This is a genomic window from Paramagnetospirillum sp., from assembly GCF_058402745.1.
In genome coordinates this window covers 1-15,972 of record NZ_JBZVFI010000009.1, presented here as the reverse complement: position 1 = coordinate 15,972, position 15,972 = coordinate 1, and the positions used below count along the sequence as shown (strand labels likewise).

Genomic DNA, 15,972 nt, shown 5'->3' with positions numbered 1-15,972 from the left:
CCTCCGTAATGGGAGATGGGAACTGCACGTTATCGGTTCAAGCCCGGCCACCACCCCGGGCGAAACTCGATATTGCCATTTTGTTCGTTCTATTTTATCGTTTTGTTCTGTTACGGAGGCAGTCATGGACGAACAATGGACCAGCGCGGCCCATGAGATGGTCGCCTATTTCGGGCGGGAAGCAATTTTCGTGGCGGCACGGCGGGCCGAAGACCTGGCCCGGCGGGGCGACTGGCCGGCGGCGGACCGGGCCATGCGGCTGCTCTCCCAGGTGGAGCGCATGTACCGGGCCAGGGGGATCGGCCATGCGTGACGCCATGATTTCTCCCGCCTCGGCGGAAGTGACGGCGCTGCGGGCACTGGCCTGGCTGGTCGCCGACCAGGACAGGGCCATGCGCTTCCTGGCGCTGACCGGCTGCGATTGCGAGACCCTGCGGCGGCGGGCCGGCGAGGCGGACGTGCTGGGGGCGGTGCTGGACTTCCTGCTGGACGACGAATCGGCGCTGCGGGCCTTCGCCGACGAGGTGGACCTGCCGGCCCAGTCGGTGGCCCTGGCCCGCCACGCCCTGCCCGGCGCGCTGCGGCGCTAGGCCAATCGACATTCAAGCGGATGGGCCGGCAAAGTCGCCCCCTCAGCCGAACAGCCAGCGGCGCAGCAGCCTTGTGGCCTGGGGCATGAAGATGTAGGTCATCAGCAGCACCTGGGCCGACACCATGATCAGGGCCTTCAGCCACAACGGGTAGGCGGCGATCAGCGGCCCGATGGTGAGATTCAGGCCCATGACCACGCCATAGGCCACCAGGGTGACCACCAGGGCCATCTTGTGGGGCGACGGCCGGGCCTGGGCGGGAACCTCGGGCAGGTCGAACCAGAATTCCAGGCCGGTGACCTTCTTGATCTCCGCCTCGGATTCCACCATGCCCTCCAAATCCTTCAGCAGGCGGGCGCGCACCTCCGACTTCTCGAAGGCGTGGCACTGCTCCCAGTTGGCGAAGCGATAGATGGTGACATAGGCGAAATCGGTCGCCGCCGCCGGCCGCAGGACGTTGACCCCCTGATAGCCCGGCCAGTGGCTGACCTCGGCGGTGACCCGCGATATCCAGGCCTCGTAATCAGCCTCGCGGCCAGGGACGGCCTTGCGGGTGATGCTGACGGTGACCGGCCCGGCTTGCCCTTCCATCTTTTTTTCCTTTCCACGCCCCATCATCCTCCCTATCTGGGAGTTGAAAACCCGCCCGTACAGGGACCACAATGCCGCCAGTCGCGCGGGACGAACAGGATCGGATTTCCCTCATGCCCCTCAGGTCGATGGCGTTGCTTGCACTCGCGGCCATGGCCGTCCTGTCGCCCGGGGCCATGGCGGCGGAATCCCAGGCAGCCACCGCCCCGGTCAAGGGCGTTCCCGGCGCCCCCCTCCCCGTCGCCGTGGCGGTGGAGAATTTCGCCCTGGTGGAGAAGGCGCCGGTGGCCAGCGGCTTCGGCATCTTCACCATCGAGGCCACCGGCCTGTTGCCGGCGCCGCGCAAGCGTGAGAGCTTCACCCCCACCGAGGACGAGCATTTCTACACCCTTCGCCGCACCGTGGAGCGCTTCCTGCTGCGCAAGGAAATTCCGCGCGGCTGGACCCGCTCCAACGAGGCCACCTTCTCGTTCAGGAACGAACTGGCGCGCTTTCCCCGCACCGACGGCATCGCCTACGCCGTCGAGGGCGAGCTGGTGGTGCACGGCACCAAGCCCATTCCGGTGGGCGTGACGCTGGCGGCGGCGCCGGGCGGCCCGGTTCTGCGCTATTCCATCGGCATCATGGCGGCCAACCAGACCCTGATGATGAAGGAGGGGGTGATCGAGGGCGCCAACCGCAGGGTAGGCTGGATGCTGTCGCTGCGCCCCACCGGCCCGGACGCCGCCATTCCGGTCCGCGCCGTGTTCGCCGTCCGGGCCGAAGGCGGCGACGAGGCAACCCAGCGGGCCGCCCTGGAAGAGATCACCGCCACGTTGAACGCCTCGAGCGACGGCCGCGCCGCCGTGGCGGAACGGGCCAACGACGCCTCTGATTGGCTGAAGCCCCTGCAGACCTTCATACGCCCCGACCAGGTGGCGGGCAAAGGCGGCGGCAAGGACGAGAAGAAGGACGACAAGAAGGAAAAGAAGGGCGGGCACTAGGCCTTCGCCCCTCGGGCCAGCATGGAAGATCCGCCTCCCCCCAAGCGCCCCTCCACCCGCTCCGGCCGTCCCACCCGGGCCGAGCCGCCGGAGGATTGCCCGGTCAAGGACCGCTGCCGCCGGGCCCGCGCCCAGGTGTGCCTGGATTGCGGCGTGGAGCAGAAGCTGCGCCGCGGCCGGCGCAAGGGAGGCAATCCCCCGCCGCCGCCGCCGGAATCCCAGTGATGCCGGAGATCATGCCAAATCCGAATGATTGATTCGGATTTGGTATGATTTATTCATGCCCCTCGCCGGGCGCAAACCTTCGGTTTGCTTGGCCGCGCCCGCAATGGGCGCTGAGTACGGAAACCGAATTGATCATTCGGATTCCGTATTATTCGATCAGGCCGCGCCGGATGGCATAGGCCGCCAGTTCGGCGGAATTGTGCAGGTCGAGCTTCTGCATGATCTTGGTGCGGTGGGTTTCCACCGTCTTGATGGCGATGCCCAATTCGTCGGCGATCTCGCGGTTCTTGTGGCCGCGGGCGATCAGCTGCAGCACCTCGCGCTCGCGGGCGGTCAGCGAACCGCCGCCCATGTCCGAGCCTTCCAGATACTCCTTGACCAGATCCTCGGACAGGCCGGGGCCGAGATAGGTCTTGCCCGCGCACACCGCGGTGATGGCCGCCATCAGTTCGGCATGGCCAAGCTTCTTCAGGGCATAGCCATCGGCGCCGGCGGCCAGGGCCTCGGCCACCCGGCGTTCGCAATTGGCGACGGTGAGAACCAGGACGCGCACCTGCGGCGCCACCTGCTTGATGCGCCGCGTCGCCTCCACACCGTCCAGCTCGGGCATGGACAGATCCATCAGCACCACGTCCGGCGACAGGGTCCGGGCCATCTCGAGCGCCCCCCTGCCATCCTCCGCCTCGCCCACGATGGTGACATCGTCAACCGCCAGCAAGGCAACCAGGCCCTGCCGAACCAGCTGTTGATCCTCGGCTATCAGAATGCGTACCGTCACAGTCGTTCTCCTCCGCCTGCCGGATCATCGCCGAGTTCAGGCCCCACATCAAGGGAATGCGCATCCCGATACGTATTCCCGCCCCAGACTCGCCTTGGTGATCGTTTGATCTTTCCATGTCTATGAATTGCTTCACATTGAGGACGACTTGCCATGAAAATCGCCGTTGCCGTGGATTCCCGCTTCGCCAAGGTCACCGGCCATGCCGGGCGTGCCCGTTACTGGTTGGTCTACGAGTCCGAAGCCAGCGCCGCCCCCGCCCGGATCGAGCTGGAACCCGCCCAGGTCTTTCACCATTACGAAGGTGACGGCCCCCATCCTCTCGACGGCATCGAGACGGTGATCGCCATATCGGCCGGCGACGGCTTCATGAAGCGCATGCAGGCCCGCGGCATCGATGCCCGCCAGACCGCCGAGACCGACCCCGACAAGGCGGTGGCCGATTACCTGGCGGAATGCCTGTCGGCCCCCAAGCCCCGCCCCATCGGCTCGCTGATCTGCAAGACGCTGGACCTGTTCTCCAAGCACAAGTAATACCAAAGGGCCGCGCCGCTTATGCGGCGGGAGCCCAGCCGCCACAGGTGGCGCCCGGCGATTGAGGGCGATGCACTGATCGGTTCCGATCAGTGCATCTTGGTATAAGGGCCCCACCTGTCATGCTGAACCGCAGGTGAAGCATCTTTCAACCGCGATCGGGTGAAAGATCCTTCGCTCCGCTCAGGATGACACGACTGGGTCAGCCGTCCTTGTCGGCGTAGGGATTCTTGCCGCCGCGCACATAGAGGCGGACCGGCACGCCGGGCAGGTCGAAGGCCTCGCGCAGGCCGTTGACCAGATAGCGGGAATAGGATTCCGGCAGTTCCTCGGGCCTTGTCGCGAACAGCACGAAGGTCGGCGGCCGGGCCTTGGCCTGGGTCATGTAGCGGATCTTGTAGCGGCGCCCGCCCGGCAGGGCCGGCGGCGGATGGCGCTCGATCATGTCCTCCAGCCAGCGGTTGAGCTGGGCGGTGGGAATGCGGCGGTTCCAGTGGTTCCAGGTATCCAGCACCGCGTCCATCAGCCGCTCGACGCCCCGCCCGGTCAGGGCCGACAGGGTCACGGTGGCGACGCCCTTGGCCTGGGGCAGCGAGGTTTCCAGCCGGTCCTTCAGGCGCTTCAGGGCGGTCTGGGGATCGTCGACCATGTCCCACTTGTTGATGGCCAGCACCAGGGCGCGGCCCTCGTCCACCACCAGCCGGGCGATGGTCAGGTCCTGCTTGTCCAGGATGGCGGCGGCGTCCATCACCAGCACCACCACCTCGGACATGCGGATGGTCTCGATGGTGTTGCCCACCGACAGCTTCTCGATGGCGTCGTAGATCTGGGCCTTCCTGCGCAGACCGGCGGTGTCCACCAGCTTCATGCGCCGCCCCCGGTGCTCCCATTCCACGGCGATGGCGTCGCGGGTCAGGCCGGCCTCGGGGCCGGTCAGCAGGCGCTCCTGGCCCAGCAGCTGGTTGCCCAGCGTCGACTTGCCCACGTTGGGACGGCCGACGATGGCCATGGTCAGGGGGCGGGTCGGGTCGTCCTCGTCGGATGCCTCGGGCTCCTCGGGATCGTCGCCGTCCTCGGTCAGGGCGCCTGCCTTGATGGCGTGGTCGCGCAGCGCCTCGAACAGCTCGTACATGCCCTCGCCGTGCTCGGCCGAGACCGGCACCGGCTCGCCCATGCCCAGGCCGTAGGCCTCGTACAGTCCGGGCGCTCCCGCCTTGCCCTCGCACTTGTTGGCCACCAGGATCACCGGAGTGGGCAGACGGCGCAGATGATCGGCGAAATGGCGGTCCAGCGGCGTCACCCCGGCGCGGGCATCGATCAGCAGCAGGGCCACGTCGGCCTCGGACACCGCCATGTCGGTCTGGCGGCGCATGCGCGCCTCGACGGAATCGCCGCCCTCGTCCTCGAAGCCGGCGGTGTCGACCACCTGGAACTCCATGCCCAGCAGGCTGGCCTTGCCCTCGCGGCGGTCGCGGGTCACCCCGGGCAGGTCGTGGACGATGGCCAGGCGCTTGCCCACCAGACGGTTGAACAGGGTGGACTTGCCCACGTTGGGGCGTCCGACGATGGCCACGGTAAAGGACATGAAGGGTACTCTAGCGATAGGCGACGAGATCGGCGTCGTCGGTCAGGAAATACAGGGTCCCGTTGGCGATCGCCGGCGCGATGCTGATGCCGGCGGGAGCCTCTTCCCAGCCCAGCATGTCACCGGTATAGGGCGACAGCGACACCAGCTTGCCGTCGGACGAGGCCACGATCAGGCGGTCCGAGGCCAGGACCGGGCCGACCCAGACGATGCGGCCCTCGCGGTCCTTGGGGTTCTCCCAGTTCTGCATCTCGGTCACCCAGACGATGCGGCCGGTCTTGGCCTCCAGCGCCAGCACCTCGTTGTTGTTGGTCAGCACGAAGAGATAGTCGCCGGCGATCCACGGGCTCTGGACGCCGCCGATCTCCTTCTCCCAGATGCGCCGACCGGTGCGCTGGTCCATGCAGACCAGCATGTCGGCATTGCTGATGGCGTAGACGCGGCCCCGGTCGATGGCCGGACGGCCGCGAATGTCGAGCAGGGCGCCGACGATCTCGGTGCGGCGCACGGTGGCCAGAGAATCCTGCCAGATGATGGAGCCGTTCTCGACGCGCAGCGCGAAGATCTCGCCCGAGGAATAGGGAACCACCACCATGTTGCCGTCCACGGCCGGCGAGTTGCCGGCCAGCAGACCGGCGGATTCGGCGATGCCGCTATGGACCCACAGCACCGAGCCGTCCTCGGCCGCCAGGGCATGGGTCTGGTTATCGACGGTCACCGCGAACACCCGTCCGCCGCGCACGGTGGGCGAACCGCGCAGCGGCCCCGACACGGTCTGGCGCCACTCGATCCGACCGCTGCCGGCGTTGAGCGCCACCACCTGGGCGAAGCCGGTGGCCGCGAAGATCTGTCCGTCCTCGTAGGCCAGGCCGCCGCTGGTATAGACCTCGGAGGTGTCCTCGGGAGTGAGATCGACCCGCCACAGCCGCTTGCCGGTATTGGCGTCGAAGGCCGATACCCTGGACGAGGCATCGACGGTGAAGACCCGGCCATCGGCGACGATGGGCTGCCCCAGCAGGCGGCGGCGCTTGCCGGCGCTGGTGCCGGCATCGCTGCTCCAGGCGCGCTCCAGGGCGTCGCCCACCTCCATGTGATGCATGGCGTGGTTGGAATAGCCGCCGGCCTGGGGCCAGTCCTCGTTGTCCTCGGGCGGCGGCAGCACGATCTTGGCCACCGCCCCGCCGATGTCGGGTTCGACCATCTTCTCGCGCGACAGGACCGAGATGCGCTTGCCCGGCAGGGGCGGTGCCTTGTTCTCACCCAGCCAGCTGTCGCAGCCCCCCAGCGCCAGCGCGGCGATCAAGACACCGGCGATCCTGCGCGTCATGACGGTCATTCCCATGAATCAGCTCCTGGCGCGTTGCCCGGTGGCGGCTAGCATTTCGGCGGCGCGGGTGCGAAGCCCCTGCGGCGCGGCGGCGTCCTCGGCGATCTTGGCGAACAGATCGGCGGCACGGGCGGAATCGCCGCGCTTCAGCGCGGCGAGCGCCAGGATCTCGCGGGCGGAATGACGCCACGAGCTGGCCTCCACCGCCAGCGGCTCCACCGACTTCTCGATGGCGGCGGGATCGCTGCTGTCCAGCACCAGATAGGCGGCGCGGATGGCCGACATGTCGCGGTAAACCTTGTCGACTCCGCTGTCGGCGGCGATCTTGCCGTACAGCGCGGCGGCGCCGGCGAAATCGCCCGCCTGCTGGGCCATGTCGGCCCGGCGCAGTTCTGCCAGCAGGCGGTACCCCTTGGGTCCCTCGGCGGCCAGCTTGGCCAGCACCTCGGAGGCTTCGTCCTTCTTTCCCTGCTCCACCAGCGCCGAGGTCTCGGAATAGCGAGCCGAGGCCGCCTGGCGCTGCTTGGTGTCCCAGGCCTGCCAGCCCTGCCAGCCGGCCACCGCCAGCACCAGCGCCACGGCCGCCAGTGTCAGCAGGCTGCCGTGCTTCTTCCACAGCCTGTTGAGCTCTTCCTGCCGCAGATCCTCGTCCACCTCCTTGATCAGGAGGTCGGCGGCGGCATCGTCGTGCTTCTCGGTCAAGGAACTCTACTCCATGCGGGCGGTCACGCTCCCGGCTGTTGGCCTGGAGCCGCGCCGTAACATAGTCCGCCCCGGCCCCCTTGGCAAATACGGCGTCACGACTCCCCTCAAGGCGCCTCGCGCCACTTTATCGAGCAGCCCATGCTGGGCACCTGATGCTCCGGACCCAGCCCGGTGGCCGCCACCAGCCGCATGGCGTCCAGCAGCTCGCGCCGCGCGTCCGGGGCGGCGGGCAGGCGGCCGGACTCGTCCAGCCGGCCGCGATAGCGCAGGCGGCCGTCCCGGTCCAGGCCGAAGAAGTCCGGGGTGCAGACCGCGCCCCAGGCCCGCGCCACCTCCTGGCTTTCGTCGAACAGGTAGGGGAAGCCGATCCCATGCGCCCGGGCGAAGATCGTCATGTTGTCGAAGGAATCCTCGGGGTACTGGATGGGATCGTTGGAATTGATCGCCACCACGCCGATCCCTTCCGCCCGCAGCAGGGCCGCGTCGCGGACCAGCCGGTCGATGATGGCCACCACATAGGGGCAATGATTGCAGATGAAGGCCACCAGCGTGCCGCGCTCGCCCCTGACGTCGGCCAGACGCCAGATCCGGCCATCGATTCCGGGCAGGGCGAAATCCGGCCCTTGCCAGTCCCCGGCGCAAAGTGGTGCCGTCACCGCCATGTCTCGCCCCCGGCAGAATCTGCCCATTGATTCCGTTTTGACGTGGTCCCACACTATAGTTCAAGTGTCTGGCAGGATCATAGAAATGATCGGGCGCAATTTTGCATTGGTTGGGGCTTTGGCCGGCATGCTGGCGGTGGGCGGCTGCGCCTGGATCGGCGAGCGCGGCACCATCAATCCCGGCCCCCGGCCGCTGCCCAATGCCTACACCTTCATGCAGCTGGAAGCGCTGAGCCTGATCAACACCCACAAGACCATCGGCGACCACGTGGTGGGCTGGATCACCGGCAAGGATTGCTCGAGCCCCAGGGCCGAGCGCGGCGACGCCTATTGCATGGACCTGCCCGACCGGCCGGCGCCGCCACCCCAGGTCTATTGCTACAGCACCCTGGCGCGGCCCACCTGCTATTCCCAGCCCTACAACGAAGGCAACGACCGCCTGATCGGCTTCGTCCCCGCCTCCACTCCCATCCGCTGACCGCCAAACCCATCTAAATACTCGACAGGCACCATCCCGTGGGCGACAGTCGTTCCAGGGGCAAGACCGGTGGGGTGACCGATGGCAACATTGATCCGCATGTCGGAATTCCGGGCTGGCAGGGGATTCGTCCACTTCGAGCGTACCGAGATCACCCAGTTGCTGGCCCTTTACGCGGTACGGGTCGCCAACGGCGAATGGCGTGACTATGCCATCGACGTGCGGCCCGACGGCGCGGTGTTCTCCATTTTCCGCCACGCTCTCGAACGCCCTCTCTACACCGTCACCAAATCGGCCCCCGGCCCCCGGGGCGCCACCTGGAGCGTCGCGCGGTCGGGACGGATCGTGTCGCGCGGGCCCTCCCTGGCCGGCGTGCTGGCCGCCCTGGAGCGCGCGCCCCATCCCGTGGCGCCATAGCCCATGCGCCCCGTCGCCGTCGCCCTGTTGGTCCTCGCCCTGCTCGGCTGCGCCGCGCCGCCGCCGCCACCGCCCGAGATGAACGCCGAGGAGCGCGAGGAGTTCCGCCGGGAGATCCTGGTGGACATGGACAAGATCGAGACCTTCCTGCAGAAGACCCGGCGAGGAATCAACCTGACCGAAATCACCCTCGGCTGGTTCGCCATGATCCTGCTGAACGAGCTCAGCGCCCGCGACGCGGGCCTGCATGCCCACATCCTTCACGATGACGGCACCGCCGAATCCTACCTCCGCACTCACTTCCGGGCCGCCCCGGAACGCGAGATCGCCGCCCTGGGCGATCTCGCCCGTCAGGGTGAGACGGACATACGGCTGGCGGCGCGCGAGGTGCTGGTCTGCCTCACCACCATCCCCGATCCGAAAACCTCGGACAGCGAGCAACGGGATGCCAGAACCGAACTGGCCGCCGCCCTGCTGAAGCTGAAACGGCACCTCGGCCGGGTGGCGGCGGCCAATCTTCCGCCCGAGCCCGCGCTTCCCGGCACGGCGAACTGATTGCGACCATCGAATGCCCCCGTCATCCCGACGCCCGGCGGGCGGAGGGATCCCGTCCCGGCACGGTCGTTCAGAACCGGTACCGCCGCTCCGGACGGGGATCTTCGCTCTGGTCGGGATGAGGTGAAATCTCGAACCGATGGCAGGACGGCGTGACCGTCCCCATGCCCGAAAGTGAAGGAGAGGGAGCGTTTGGGGGCCGCTCCCTCTCCAAGCCCCCTCGCGGCCTTGGGGTTCGGGGATGGCCGCGAAGGAACATTTCCTCTGATTTCCGGTGGCTGCGAGGAGGGGGCGTTGGGGGCACCCCCTCCTCTCCGATCTTGCCCGCGGCTTGGGGTTCGGGGATGCCGCAAGCTGACCGTGCCACCGAGGAGGCATCGCCGAAGGACGATACCACCCCGTCTTCATCGCCGCTTCAGGCGGCGTTCGCCTCCTCGCCACGCAGCGTCCCCAGGCGCAGGCTGAAGCCGAAGGAACTACCGACACCGCCCTCCGATTCCACCCAGACCTGGCCGCCCAGACGCTCCACCAGGCGGCGCACGACCGCCAGACCGGTACCGACACCGGGCGCAACACCCTCGTCACCGCCATGGGGACGATAGAAAATCTCGAACATGCGGACCATGCGGGCCGAATCGATGCCCATGCCGTTGTCGCAGACCTTGATGCGGGCCATCTCCCCATCACGGACCACCGAGACGTGGATCACCGGCCGGCGCGCCGGCGAGCGGTAGCGCACGGCGTTGTCCAGCAGCTGGACGAATATCTCCACCAGCGAGGCCTGGTCGGCCTCCACGTCGGGCAAGGGATCGACCACCAGGGTCGCCCCGGCATCGGCCAGCACCTCGGCCAGGCGCTGGCGGGCGATACCCACCGCCACCCAGGCCGAGCACACCTCGCCGGTGCGCGGAACGGAATCCACCGCCACGAACTCCCTGAGCCCGCTGACCAGCGCCCGCATGCGCCGCGCCCCGTCGACCACGTGCCCGACATAGTCGCGCACCTCGTCGTCGCGCCCGGCGGCATCATGACTGGCCAGCAGCTGGGAGTACGACACCATGCGGCGCAGGGGCTCCTGCAGGTCGTGGGCGGCCACTTCGGCGATACGTTCCAGGTCGGCCACGTAGCGGCGCATCCTGTCACGCTGCTCGGTCAGCTCGGCCTCGCGCAGGCGAAGGCGGGCGGCGGTGCGCCGCTGCCAATAGACCGCCTGGACCAGCAGCAGGACCAAGGCGCCCATTCCCATCACCACGATGGTGGCCAGCACCATGTTGCCGCCCCGGACACCCTCGACCGGAGCAACTCCACCACCGACCGGCAACTGACGGTCGAGACCGGGGTCCATGCCCAGCCCCACCCAGAACACCGCGACCAGCAGCACGCCGACCAGGGCGGAAAGCCGGCCGAAACCGCCACCATCGTCTAAGCGCCCAAGGATCGGAATGTGCCGCGGAACCATCTCGTCTCCACCCCGCCTCCAAGGCCATGGCCGGCGGGAAAACCCAGTGGAGCTTTTATAGGGCCAAGTTCACAATGGAATTACGGCAGTGATTGAATTGCGCACCAATACCCTGTAAACGGGAGGTGAATATCAGACAGGCCGTCGGCCGGAGAATGCAGTGTCGGCAAAAGCACACGTCTTGATCGTCGAGGACGAACCCGTCACTCGCGCCAAACTCGCGGCCTATCTCACCGGCGAGGGCTTTCAGGTGAGCGAGGCGGCGGACGCCAGGGACATGAAGGCCATCGTGTCGCGCACGGTGCCCGATGTGGTGCTGCTCGACATCAACCTTCCCGATGAAAGCGGCCTGATCCTGGCGCGCGAGCTGCGCGCCAAGTCGTCGGTGGGCATCATCCTGGTGACCGCGCGCCAGGACGAGACCGACCGTATCGTCGGGCTGGAGATCGGCGCCGACGACTACATCACCAAGCCGTTCAATCCCCGCGAGCTGGCGGTGCGGGTCCGCAACCTGCAGCGCCGCGTCGCCCCCACCATGGCCGCCGAGCGCTCGGCCACCGGCATCCACAATTTCGCCGGCTGGCGCCTGGATTGCGACGCCCGCCAGCTGACCTCGCCCACCGGCGAGCTGGTGCGCCTGACCCGGGGCGAGTTCGACGTGCTGGCCGCCCTGGCCCGCAACGCCGGAAGGGCGCTGACCCGCGACCAGCTGCTCGACCTCACCCAGCACGACGGCGAGGCGGTGATCGACCGCACCATCGACGTGCTGGTCGGCCGCCTGCGCCGCAAGATCGAGGCGGATTCGCGTCACCCCTCCATCATCCTGACGGTCCACGGCGTCGGCTACCGTCTGGTGGCGAATTAAATAAACCAGAGACGGGTTGTCACCCTGAGCCTAAAGCGACGAGCGTCAAATATGAAACGCGCTGTCATGCTGAGCGCAGCGAAGCATCTTTCAGCCTGAGGCGGTTGCCGCAGGTGCCTGAAAGATGCTTCGCCGAGGCTCAGGGTGACAATCTGTCTCTGATTTGACGCTCGATGCTTTAACAGGGTGCGGAAAAACTCGTCTCAAGACGTCGTCATTCCCGCGAAAGCGGGAATCCATGCATCAGCCAACTGCATCTTGTGTCGATGCCGCCAAATTGTGTCAACATGGACCCCCTAAGCTCACGATCGAAGTGCAACACCCGCTATAATGGGTGCTGCGATGGGACAACGATACAATCAGCTCAGTCTGGATGAGCGGTGCGAGATTTACCGTCTGCATGCAGACGGTAAATCTCGGCGAGCCATTGCCCGGGCCTTGGGCCGGGCGGCGTCAACAATCAGCCGAGAGCTGGAGCGCAACAGTGGCGCCCAAGTCGGCTACAAGGTGGATTGGGCGATGATCCAGGCCCGCGCCCGGCGGCGGCGCAAGCTTTACAAACTGGAGCGCTCGAGCGCGCTCAGGAAACTGACCTTGGACGGCCTTGCGATGGGATGGTCCCCGGAGCAGATCGCCGGGCGGCTCGAGCTTGAGCAAGGTAGGCCGGTGATCAGCCACGAGTCAATTTACCGCTACATCTACTGGCGCGTGAACAGCCACAAGGACTATCTGCACCGGCTGCTGCCGCGCGCCAAGTTTCAGCGTGGCTGGCGTGGCCGCAAGGGCGGCAGCTCGGTGCATTTCATTCCCCAGCGAGTGCCGGTAGCCGAGCGTCCCGCCGAGGTCGCCGACCGGCGCCAGACCGGCCACTGGGAAGCCGATCTGATGCTGTTCTCCCGCTATCGCCAAGCCGTCCTGGTGGCGCACGAACGTAGCTCGCGCCTGCTTCTGCTCCGGCATCACCTCAGCAAAGCCGCCGAGCCAATCGCCGACAGCCTGACCGCCATGCTGCGGCGATTTCCTGCCGAGCAGCGCCGCACCATCACCTTCGATAACGGCTCTGAATTCGCGGCCCATCGCCGCCTGAAGACAAGGCTTCGCATGAAAACCTATTTCTGCGATCCCCATAGCCCCTGGCAGAAGGGCGGCGTCGAGAACGCCATCGGGCGAATGCGGCGGGGACTGCCGCGAAAAACAGATCTCGCGGCAGTTTCCCAGGCCGATCTGGACGACCTGGCCATGGACTACAACCTCACCCCGCGAAAGTGCCTCGGATATCGAACTCCGCTTGAGGCTTTCCTCGGAAAAGCCATCGATCTCGGTGTTGCACTTGAAATGTGAGTCCATCCCCCCGCCTTCGCGGGGGTGACGGGTAAATGGAGTGGCAGGCGAGTTATTCCGCAGCCTGTTAAAGCGAAGGGGCTTTCATGCACCTTCGGCTTACGCCTCAGCATGACATGAAAGAAGACGACGGCACCGCCCCCTAACCGTGGCGCTCCACGTCGCCCTGGACTTCGTCGCCCTTGAGGCCGTGCGCCCACATCAGGCCGACCACCGCCCCCTTGACCCGGGGAAGCAGGCGCCAGATCAGCAGCCCCAGCCCGCTGACCGCCACCGCCATCTGCACCTCCAGCGGCGGATGCCAGGCCTGCTCCGCCGCCAGGACCAGCGGCACCACGATATGGCCGGCGATCAGCATGGTGAAATAGGCCGGGCCGTCATCGGCCTTGATGTGCCCCAGCCGCTCGCCGCAATGGGGGCAGACGGCGCGGATGCCGAGATAGCCCTCCATGCTGGCTCCCACGCCGCAGCGGGGACACAGCTGCCGCGCCCCGCGCCAGATGGACAGAAGAATGGGGCGACGATGCCCGGGCTCCGGCGGCAGGTTGGCGGGCGGCGGAGCCGGCTTGCAGACGGGAACGCGCAGGCGATGGGGCATCGGGCAACTCTCCTGCGAATAAGACGCACTTCGTGAAGAGTGATCCTCAACGCCGTCCTTTTCCAGTCCTTTTCCGCTGCGGCTTGCGGGTCCTGAGCGCCGCGTCGAACGCCGCCCGCCCCCAGGCGCACAATGCCGCCCCGTCCTCCATCACGTCGGCGGGGACCTCCCAATAGGGCATGACCATGGGCTTGTCGTCCCACGGCTTGAACTGGGCGGCGCCCGCTTCCTCGAACATGGGGCGGTTGCCGTCATCGGCCTTGAGGAACAGGGTGTCCCAGGCGATCAGCCCGAACATCAACTGATCGAGATAGATGCCGAAGCCCCCGAACATGGCCCGCGCCGTGACGGGGCCGAGGGGGGACAGCATGTCGCAGACGTGTTCGGCGAATTGGCGGGACATGGGTATTCCTCCTCATTCAGGTCATAAGGAGGTCCGGAGCATCGCTCCGGGCGGGTATGGGCGGCAGCCCATCCGCGTCGGCGGACACGCTGCCGCTCCAAGCCTCAGTGGGCGAACTCGGCGAAGAAGTCGTTGCCCTTGTCGTCGACGACGATGAAGGCGGGGAAATCGACCACCTCGATGCGCCAGATGGCTTCCATGCCCAGTTCGGGGTACTCGATGACCTCGACCTTCTTGATGCAGTCCTGGGCCAGACGGGCGGCGGCGCCGCCGACCGAGCCCAGGTAGAAGCCGCCGTACTTCTTGCAGGCTTCGGTGACGGCCTTGGAGCGGTTGCCCTTGGCGATCATCAGCATGGAGCCGCCGGCGGCCTGGAACTGGTCCACGTAGGAATCCATGCGGCCCGCCGTGGTCGGCCCGAACGAACCCGAGGCGTAATTGCTGGGCGTCTTGGCCGGACCGGCGTAGTAGACGCCCATCTGCTTGAAGTACTCGGGCAGGCCCTCGCCCTTGTCCAGGCGCTCCTTGAGCTTGGCGTGGGCGATGTCGCGGGCGACGATCATCGGGCCGGTGAGCGACACGCGGGTCTTCACCGGGTACTGGGACAGGGTCTTCCTGATCTCGTCCATGGGGCGGTTGAGGTCGATCTTGACCACCTCGCCGGCCAGCTTGGAGGCGTCCACGTCGGGCAGGTACTTGGCCGGGTCCTTCTCCATGGCCTCCACGTACACGCCGTCCTTGGTGATCTTGCCGAGGATCTGGCGGTCGGCGGAACACGACACGCCGATGGCCACCGGGCACGAGGCGCCGTGGCGCGGCAGGCGGATGACGCGCACGTCATGGCAGAAGTACTTGCCGCCGAACTGAGCGCCGATGCCCATGTCCTGGGTCATCTTGAGGACGATCTGCTCGAGCTCCACGTCGCGGAAGGCCTGGCCGTACTTGTTGCCCGAGGTGGGCAGCGAGTCCAGGTACTTGGCCGAGGCCAGCTTGACCGTCTTCAGGCACATCTCGGCCGACAGGCCGCCGATGACGATGGCCAGGTGGTAGGGCGGGCAGGCCGAGGTGCCCAGCGTGCGGATCTGGGCATCCAGGAAGGTCAGCAGGCTCTTGGGGTTCAGCAGCGCCTTGGTCTGCTGATAGAGGAAGGTCTTGTTGGCCGAGCCGCCGCCCTTGGCCATGAACATGAACTTGTAGGCGTCGCCCTCGGTGGCGAACAGGTCGATCTGGGCCGGCAGGTTGGTGCCGGTGTTGACCTCTTCGTACATGTCGATGGGCGCGGTCTGGGAATAGCGCAGGTTCAGCTCGGTATAGGCCTCCTGGACGCCCCTCGAGATGGCGGCCTCGTCATTGCCGCCGGTCCACACCTTCTGGCCCTTCTTGCCCATGACGATGGCGGTGCCGGTGTCCTGGCACATGGGCAGCACGCCGCCCGAGGCGATGCAGGCGTTCTTCAGCAGGTCGTAGGCGACGAAGCGGTCGTTGGGCGAGGAATCGGCGTCGTCGAGGATGTTCCGGAGCTGCTGCAGGTGAGCGGGACGCAACAGGTGCGAAGTGTCCTTGATGGCTTCCTTGGTCAGCAGGGTGATCGCCTCGGGGGCCACCGTCACCACGGTCTGGCCGTTGAAGCTGGCGGTGCCCACGCCGTCCGCCGTGATCTTGCGGTAGGGGGTGTCGTCGGACGACAGGGGGAACAGCTCGTGGTAGGCGAAATCGGACATGGCCGGCGACCTCGGTCTGAGAAGAAACGGGTAGCGCCGCCCCACCCGTCGGGGGTGGACGGCTGCGTCAGGTCAAACACCTTTTTGCGGGCAACGTCAAGGGGGCGGCCACGGGCCACGCCCCGAAACCGTCACTTCTTGCGGAACTTGTCCAG

20 protein-coding genes are annotated in these 15,972 nt (G+C 66.9%); 10 read left to right on the top strand and 10 right to left on the bottom strand.

Annotation, left to right across the window (positions count from 1 at the left end; translation table 11 throughout):
• Window positions 1-124: 124 nt before the first annotated feature.
• Both ACV4UZ_RS06990 and ACV4UZ_RS06985 read left to right on the top strand, forming a co-directional pair.
• A complete protein-coding gene (locus ACV4UZ_RS06990) occupies window positions 125-313 on the top strand; it encodes a hypothetical protein (protein WP_491600178.1) in 189 nt (62 codons plus the stop codon).
• Entirely contained in the window at window positions 306-590 is a 285-nt protein-coding gene (locus ACV4UZ_RS06985; RefSeq protein ID WP_491600177.1) for a DUF3572 domain-containing protein, read from the top strand. The genes ACV4UZ_RS06990 and ACV4UZ_RS06985 overlap by 8 nt, the downstream gene beginning before the upstream one ends.
• A 42-nt stretch (window positions 591-632) precedes the next feature.
• Here the strand turns inward: ACV4UZ_RS06985 and ACV4UZ_RS06980 are convergent, their stop codons facing one another.
• A complete protein-coding gene (locus ACV4UZ_RS06980; protein WP_491600176.1) occupies window positions 633-1,181 on the bottom strand; it encodes an antibiotic biosynthesis monooxygenase in 549 nt (182 codons plus the stop codon).
• 113 nt (window positions 1,182-1,294) lie between these two features.
• On the opposite strand from ACV4UZ_RS06980, the gene ACV4UZ_RS06975 reads away from it, so the two are divergent.
• Both ACV4UZ_RS06975 and ACV4UZ_RS06970 read left to right on the top strand, forming a co-directional pair.
• Complete coding sequence (locus ACV4UZ_RS06975) at window positions 1,295-2,164, top strand: hypothetical protein (protein ID WP_491600175.1); 870 nt, start codon at window positions 1,295-1,297, stop codon at window positions 2,162-2,164.
• Window positions 2,165-2,185: 21 nt separating this feature from the next.
• Complete coding sequence (locus ACV4UZ_RS06970) at window positions 2,186-2,389, top strand: hypothetical protein (protein WP_491600174.1); 204 nt, start codon at window positions 2,186-2,188, stop codon at window positions 2,387-2,389.
• Between the two features lie 148 nt (window positions 2,390-2,537).
• Here ACV4UZ_RS06970 and ACV4UZ_RS06965 read toward each other — a convergent pair whose 3' ends face one another.
• Complete coding sequence (locus tag ACV4UZ_RS06965) at window positions 2,538-3,167, bottom strand: response regulator (protein ID WP_491600173.1); 630 nt, start codon at window positions 3,165-3,167, stop codon at window positions 2,538-2,540.
• A gap of 153 nt (window positions 3,168-3,320) precedes the next feature.
• On the opposite strand from ACV4UZ_RS06965, the gene ACV4UZ_RS06960 reads away from it, so the two are divergent.
• On the top strand, window positions 3,321-3,701 hold the full coding sequence (locus ACV4UZ_RS06960) for a NifB/NifX family molybdenum-iron cluster-binding protein (protein ID WP_491600172.1): 381 nt from the start codon (window positions 3,321-3,323) through the stop codon (window positions 3,699-3,701).
• A 202-nt stretch (window positions 3,702-3,903) separates the two neighbouring features.
• Here ACV4UZ_RS06960 and der read toward each other — a convergent pair whose 3' ends face one another.
• From der to ACV4UZ_RS06940, 4 genes are all read right to left on the bottom strand, one after another.
• On the bottom strand, window positions 3,904-5,286 hold the full coding sequence (gene der / locus ACV4UZ_RS06955) for a ribosome biogenesis GTPase Der (RefSeq protein ID WP_491600171.1): 1,383 nt from the start codon (window positions 5,284-5,286) through the stop codon (window positions 3,904-3,906).
• 10 nt (window positions 5,287-5,296) lie between these two features.
• Window positions 5,297-6,613: a PQQ-like beta-propeller repeat protein gene (locus tag ACV4UZ_RS06950; RefSeq protein WP_491600170.1), complete on the bottom strand. Its 1,317-nt coding sequence runs from the start codon at window positions 6,611-6,613 to the stop codon at window positions 5,297-5,299.
• Window positions 6,614-6,631: 18 nt separating this feature from the next.
• Window positions 6,632-7,315, bottom strand: coding sequence for a tetratricopeptide repeat protein (locus tag ACV4UZ_RS06945; protein ID WP_491600169.1), 684 nt, complete (start codon window positions 7,313-7,315; stop codon window positions 6,632-6,634).
• A gap of 107 nt (window positions 7,316-7,422) precedes the next feature.
• Window positions 7,423-7,980: a thioredoxin family protein gene (locus ACV4UZ_RS06940; protein ID WP_491600168.1), complete on the bottom strand. Its 558-nt coding sequence runs from the start codon at window positions 7,978-7,980 to the stop codon at window positions 7,423-7,425.
• 85 nt (window positions 7,981-8,065) lie between these two features.
• Between ACV4UZ_RS06940 and ACV4UZ_RS06935 the strand changes: the two genes are divergently transcribed.
• From ACV4UZ_RS06935 to ACV4UZ_RS06925, 3 genes are all read left to right on the top strand, one after another.
• Window positions 8,066-8,458 carry a hypothetical protein gene (locus tag ACV4UZ_RS06935; RefSeq protein WP_491600167.1) on the top strand — a complete coding sequence of 131 codons (393 nt, stop codon included), beginning with the start codon at window positions 8,066-8,068 and terminating at the stop codon, window positions 8,456-8,458.
• Between the two features lie 81 nt (window positions 8,459-8,539).
• Window positions 8,540-8,875 (top strand): DUF2794 domain-containing protein, encoded by a 336-nt coding sequence (locus ACV4UZ_RS06930; protein WP_491600166.1) that lies wholly within the window; start codon window positions 8,540-8,542, stop codon window positions 8,873-8,875.
• Between the two features lie 3 nt (window positions 8,876-8,878).
• A complete protein-coding gene (locus ACV4UZ_RS06925) occupies window positions 8,879-9,430 on the top strand; it encodes a hypothetical protein (protein WP_491600165.1) in 552 nt (183 codons plus the stop codon).
• 415 nt (window positions 9,431-9,845) lie between these two features.
• Here the strand turns inward: ACV4UZ_RS06925 and ACV4UZ_RS06920 are convergent, their stop codons facing one another.
• Window positions 9,846-10,889, bottom strand: coding sequence for a sensor histidine kinase (locus ACV4UZ_RS06920; protein WP_491600164.1), 1,044 nt, complete (start codon window positions 10,887-10,889; stop codon window positions 9,846-9,848).
• 160 nt (window positions 10,890-11,049) lie between these two features.
• On the opposite strand from ACV4UZ_RS06920, the gene ACV4UZ_RS06915 reads away from it, so the two are divergent.
• A complete protein-coding gene (locus ACV4UZ_RS06915; protein ID WP_491600163.1) occupies window positions 11,050-11,754 on the top strand; it encodes a response regulator in 705 nt (234 codons plus the stop codon).
• Window positions 11,755-12,084: 330 nt separating this feature from the next.
• Window positions 12,085-13,095, top strand: a complete 1,011-nt coding sequence (locus tag ACV4UZ_RS06910) for an IS30 family transposase (protein ID WP_491599453.1) — start codon at window positions 12,085-12,087, stop codon at window positions 13,093-13,095.
• 142 nt (window positions 13,096-13,237) lie between these two features.
• On the opposite strand, the gene ACV4UZ_RS06905 is transcribed toward ACV4UZ_RS06910, so the two are convergent.
• The 3 genes from ACV4UZ_RS06905 to ACV4UZ_RS06895 form a co-directional block, all read right to left on the bottom strand.
• The gene (locus tag ACV4UZ_RS06905) at window positions 13,238-13,693 is read right to left on the bottom strand and encodes a DUF983 domain-containing protein (protein WP_491600162.1); all 456 of its coding nucleotides are present in this window, start codon (window positions 13,691-13,693) and stop codon (window positions 13,238-13,240) included.
• Window positions 13,694-13,739: 46 nt separating this feature from the next.
• Window positions 13,740-14,096, bottom strand: a complete 357-nt coding sequence (locus tag ACV4UZ_RS06900; protein WP_491600161.1) for a TfoX/Sxy family protein — start codon at window positions 14,094-14,096, stop codon at window positions 13,740-13,742.
• Between the two features lie 104 nt (window positions 14,097-14,200).
• The gene (locus tag ACV4UZ_RS06895) at window positions 14,201-15,817 is read right to left on the bottom strand and encodes a fumarate hydratase (protein ID WP_491600160.1); all 1,617 of its coding nucleotides are present in this window, start codon (window positions 15,815-15,817) and stop codon (window positions 14,201-14,203) included.
• Between the last annotated feature and the right edge of the window lie 155 nt (window positions 15,818-15,972).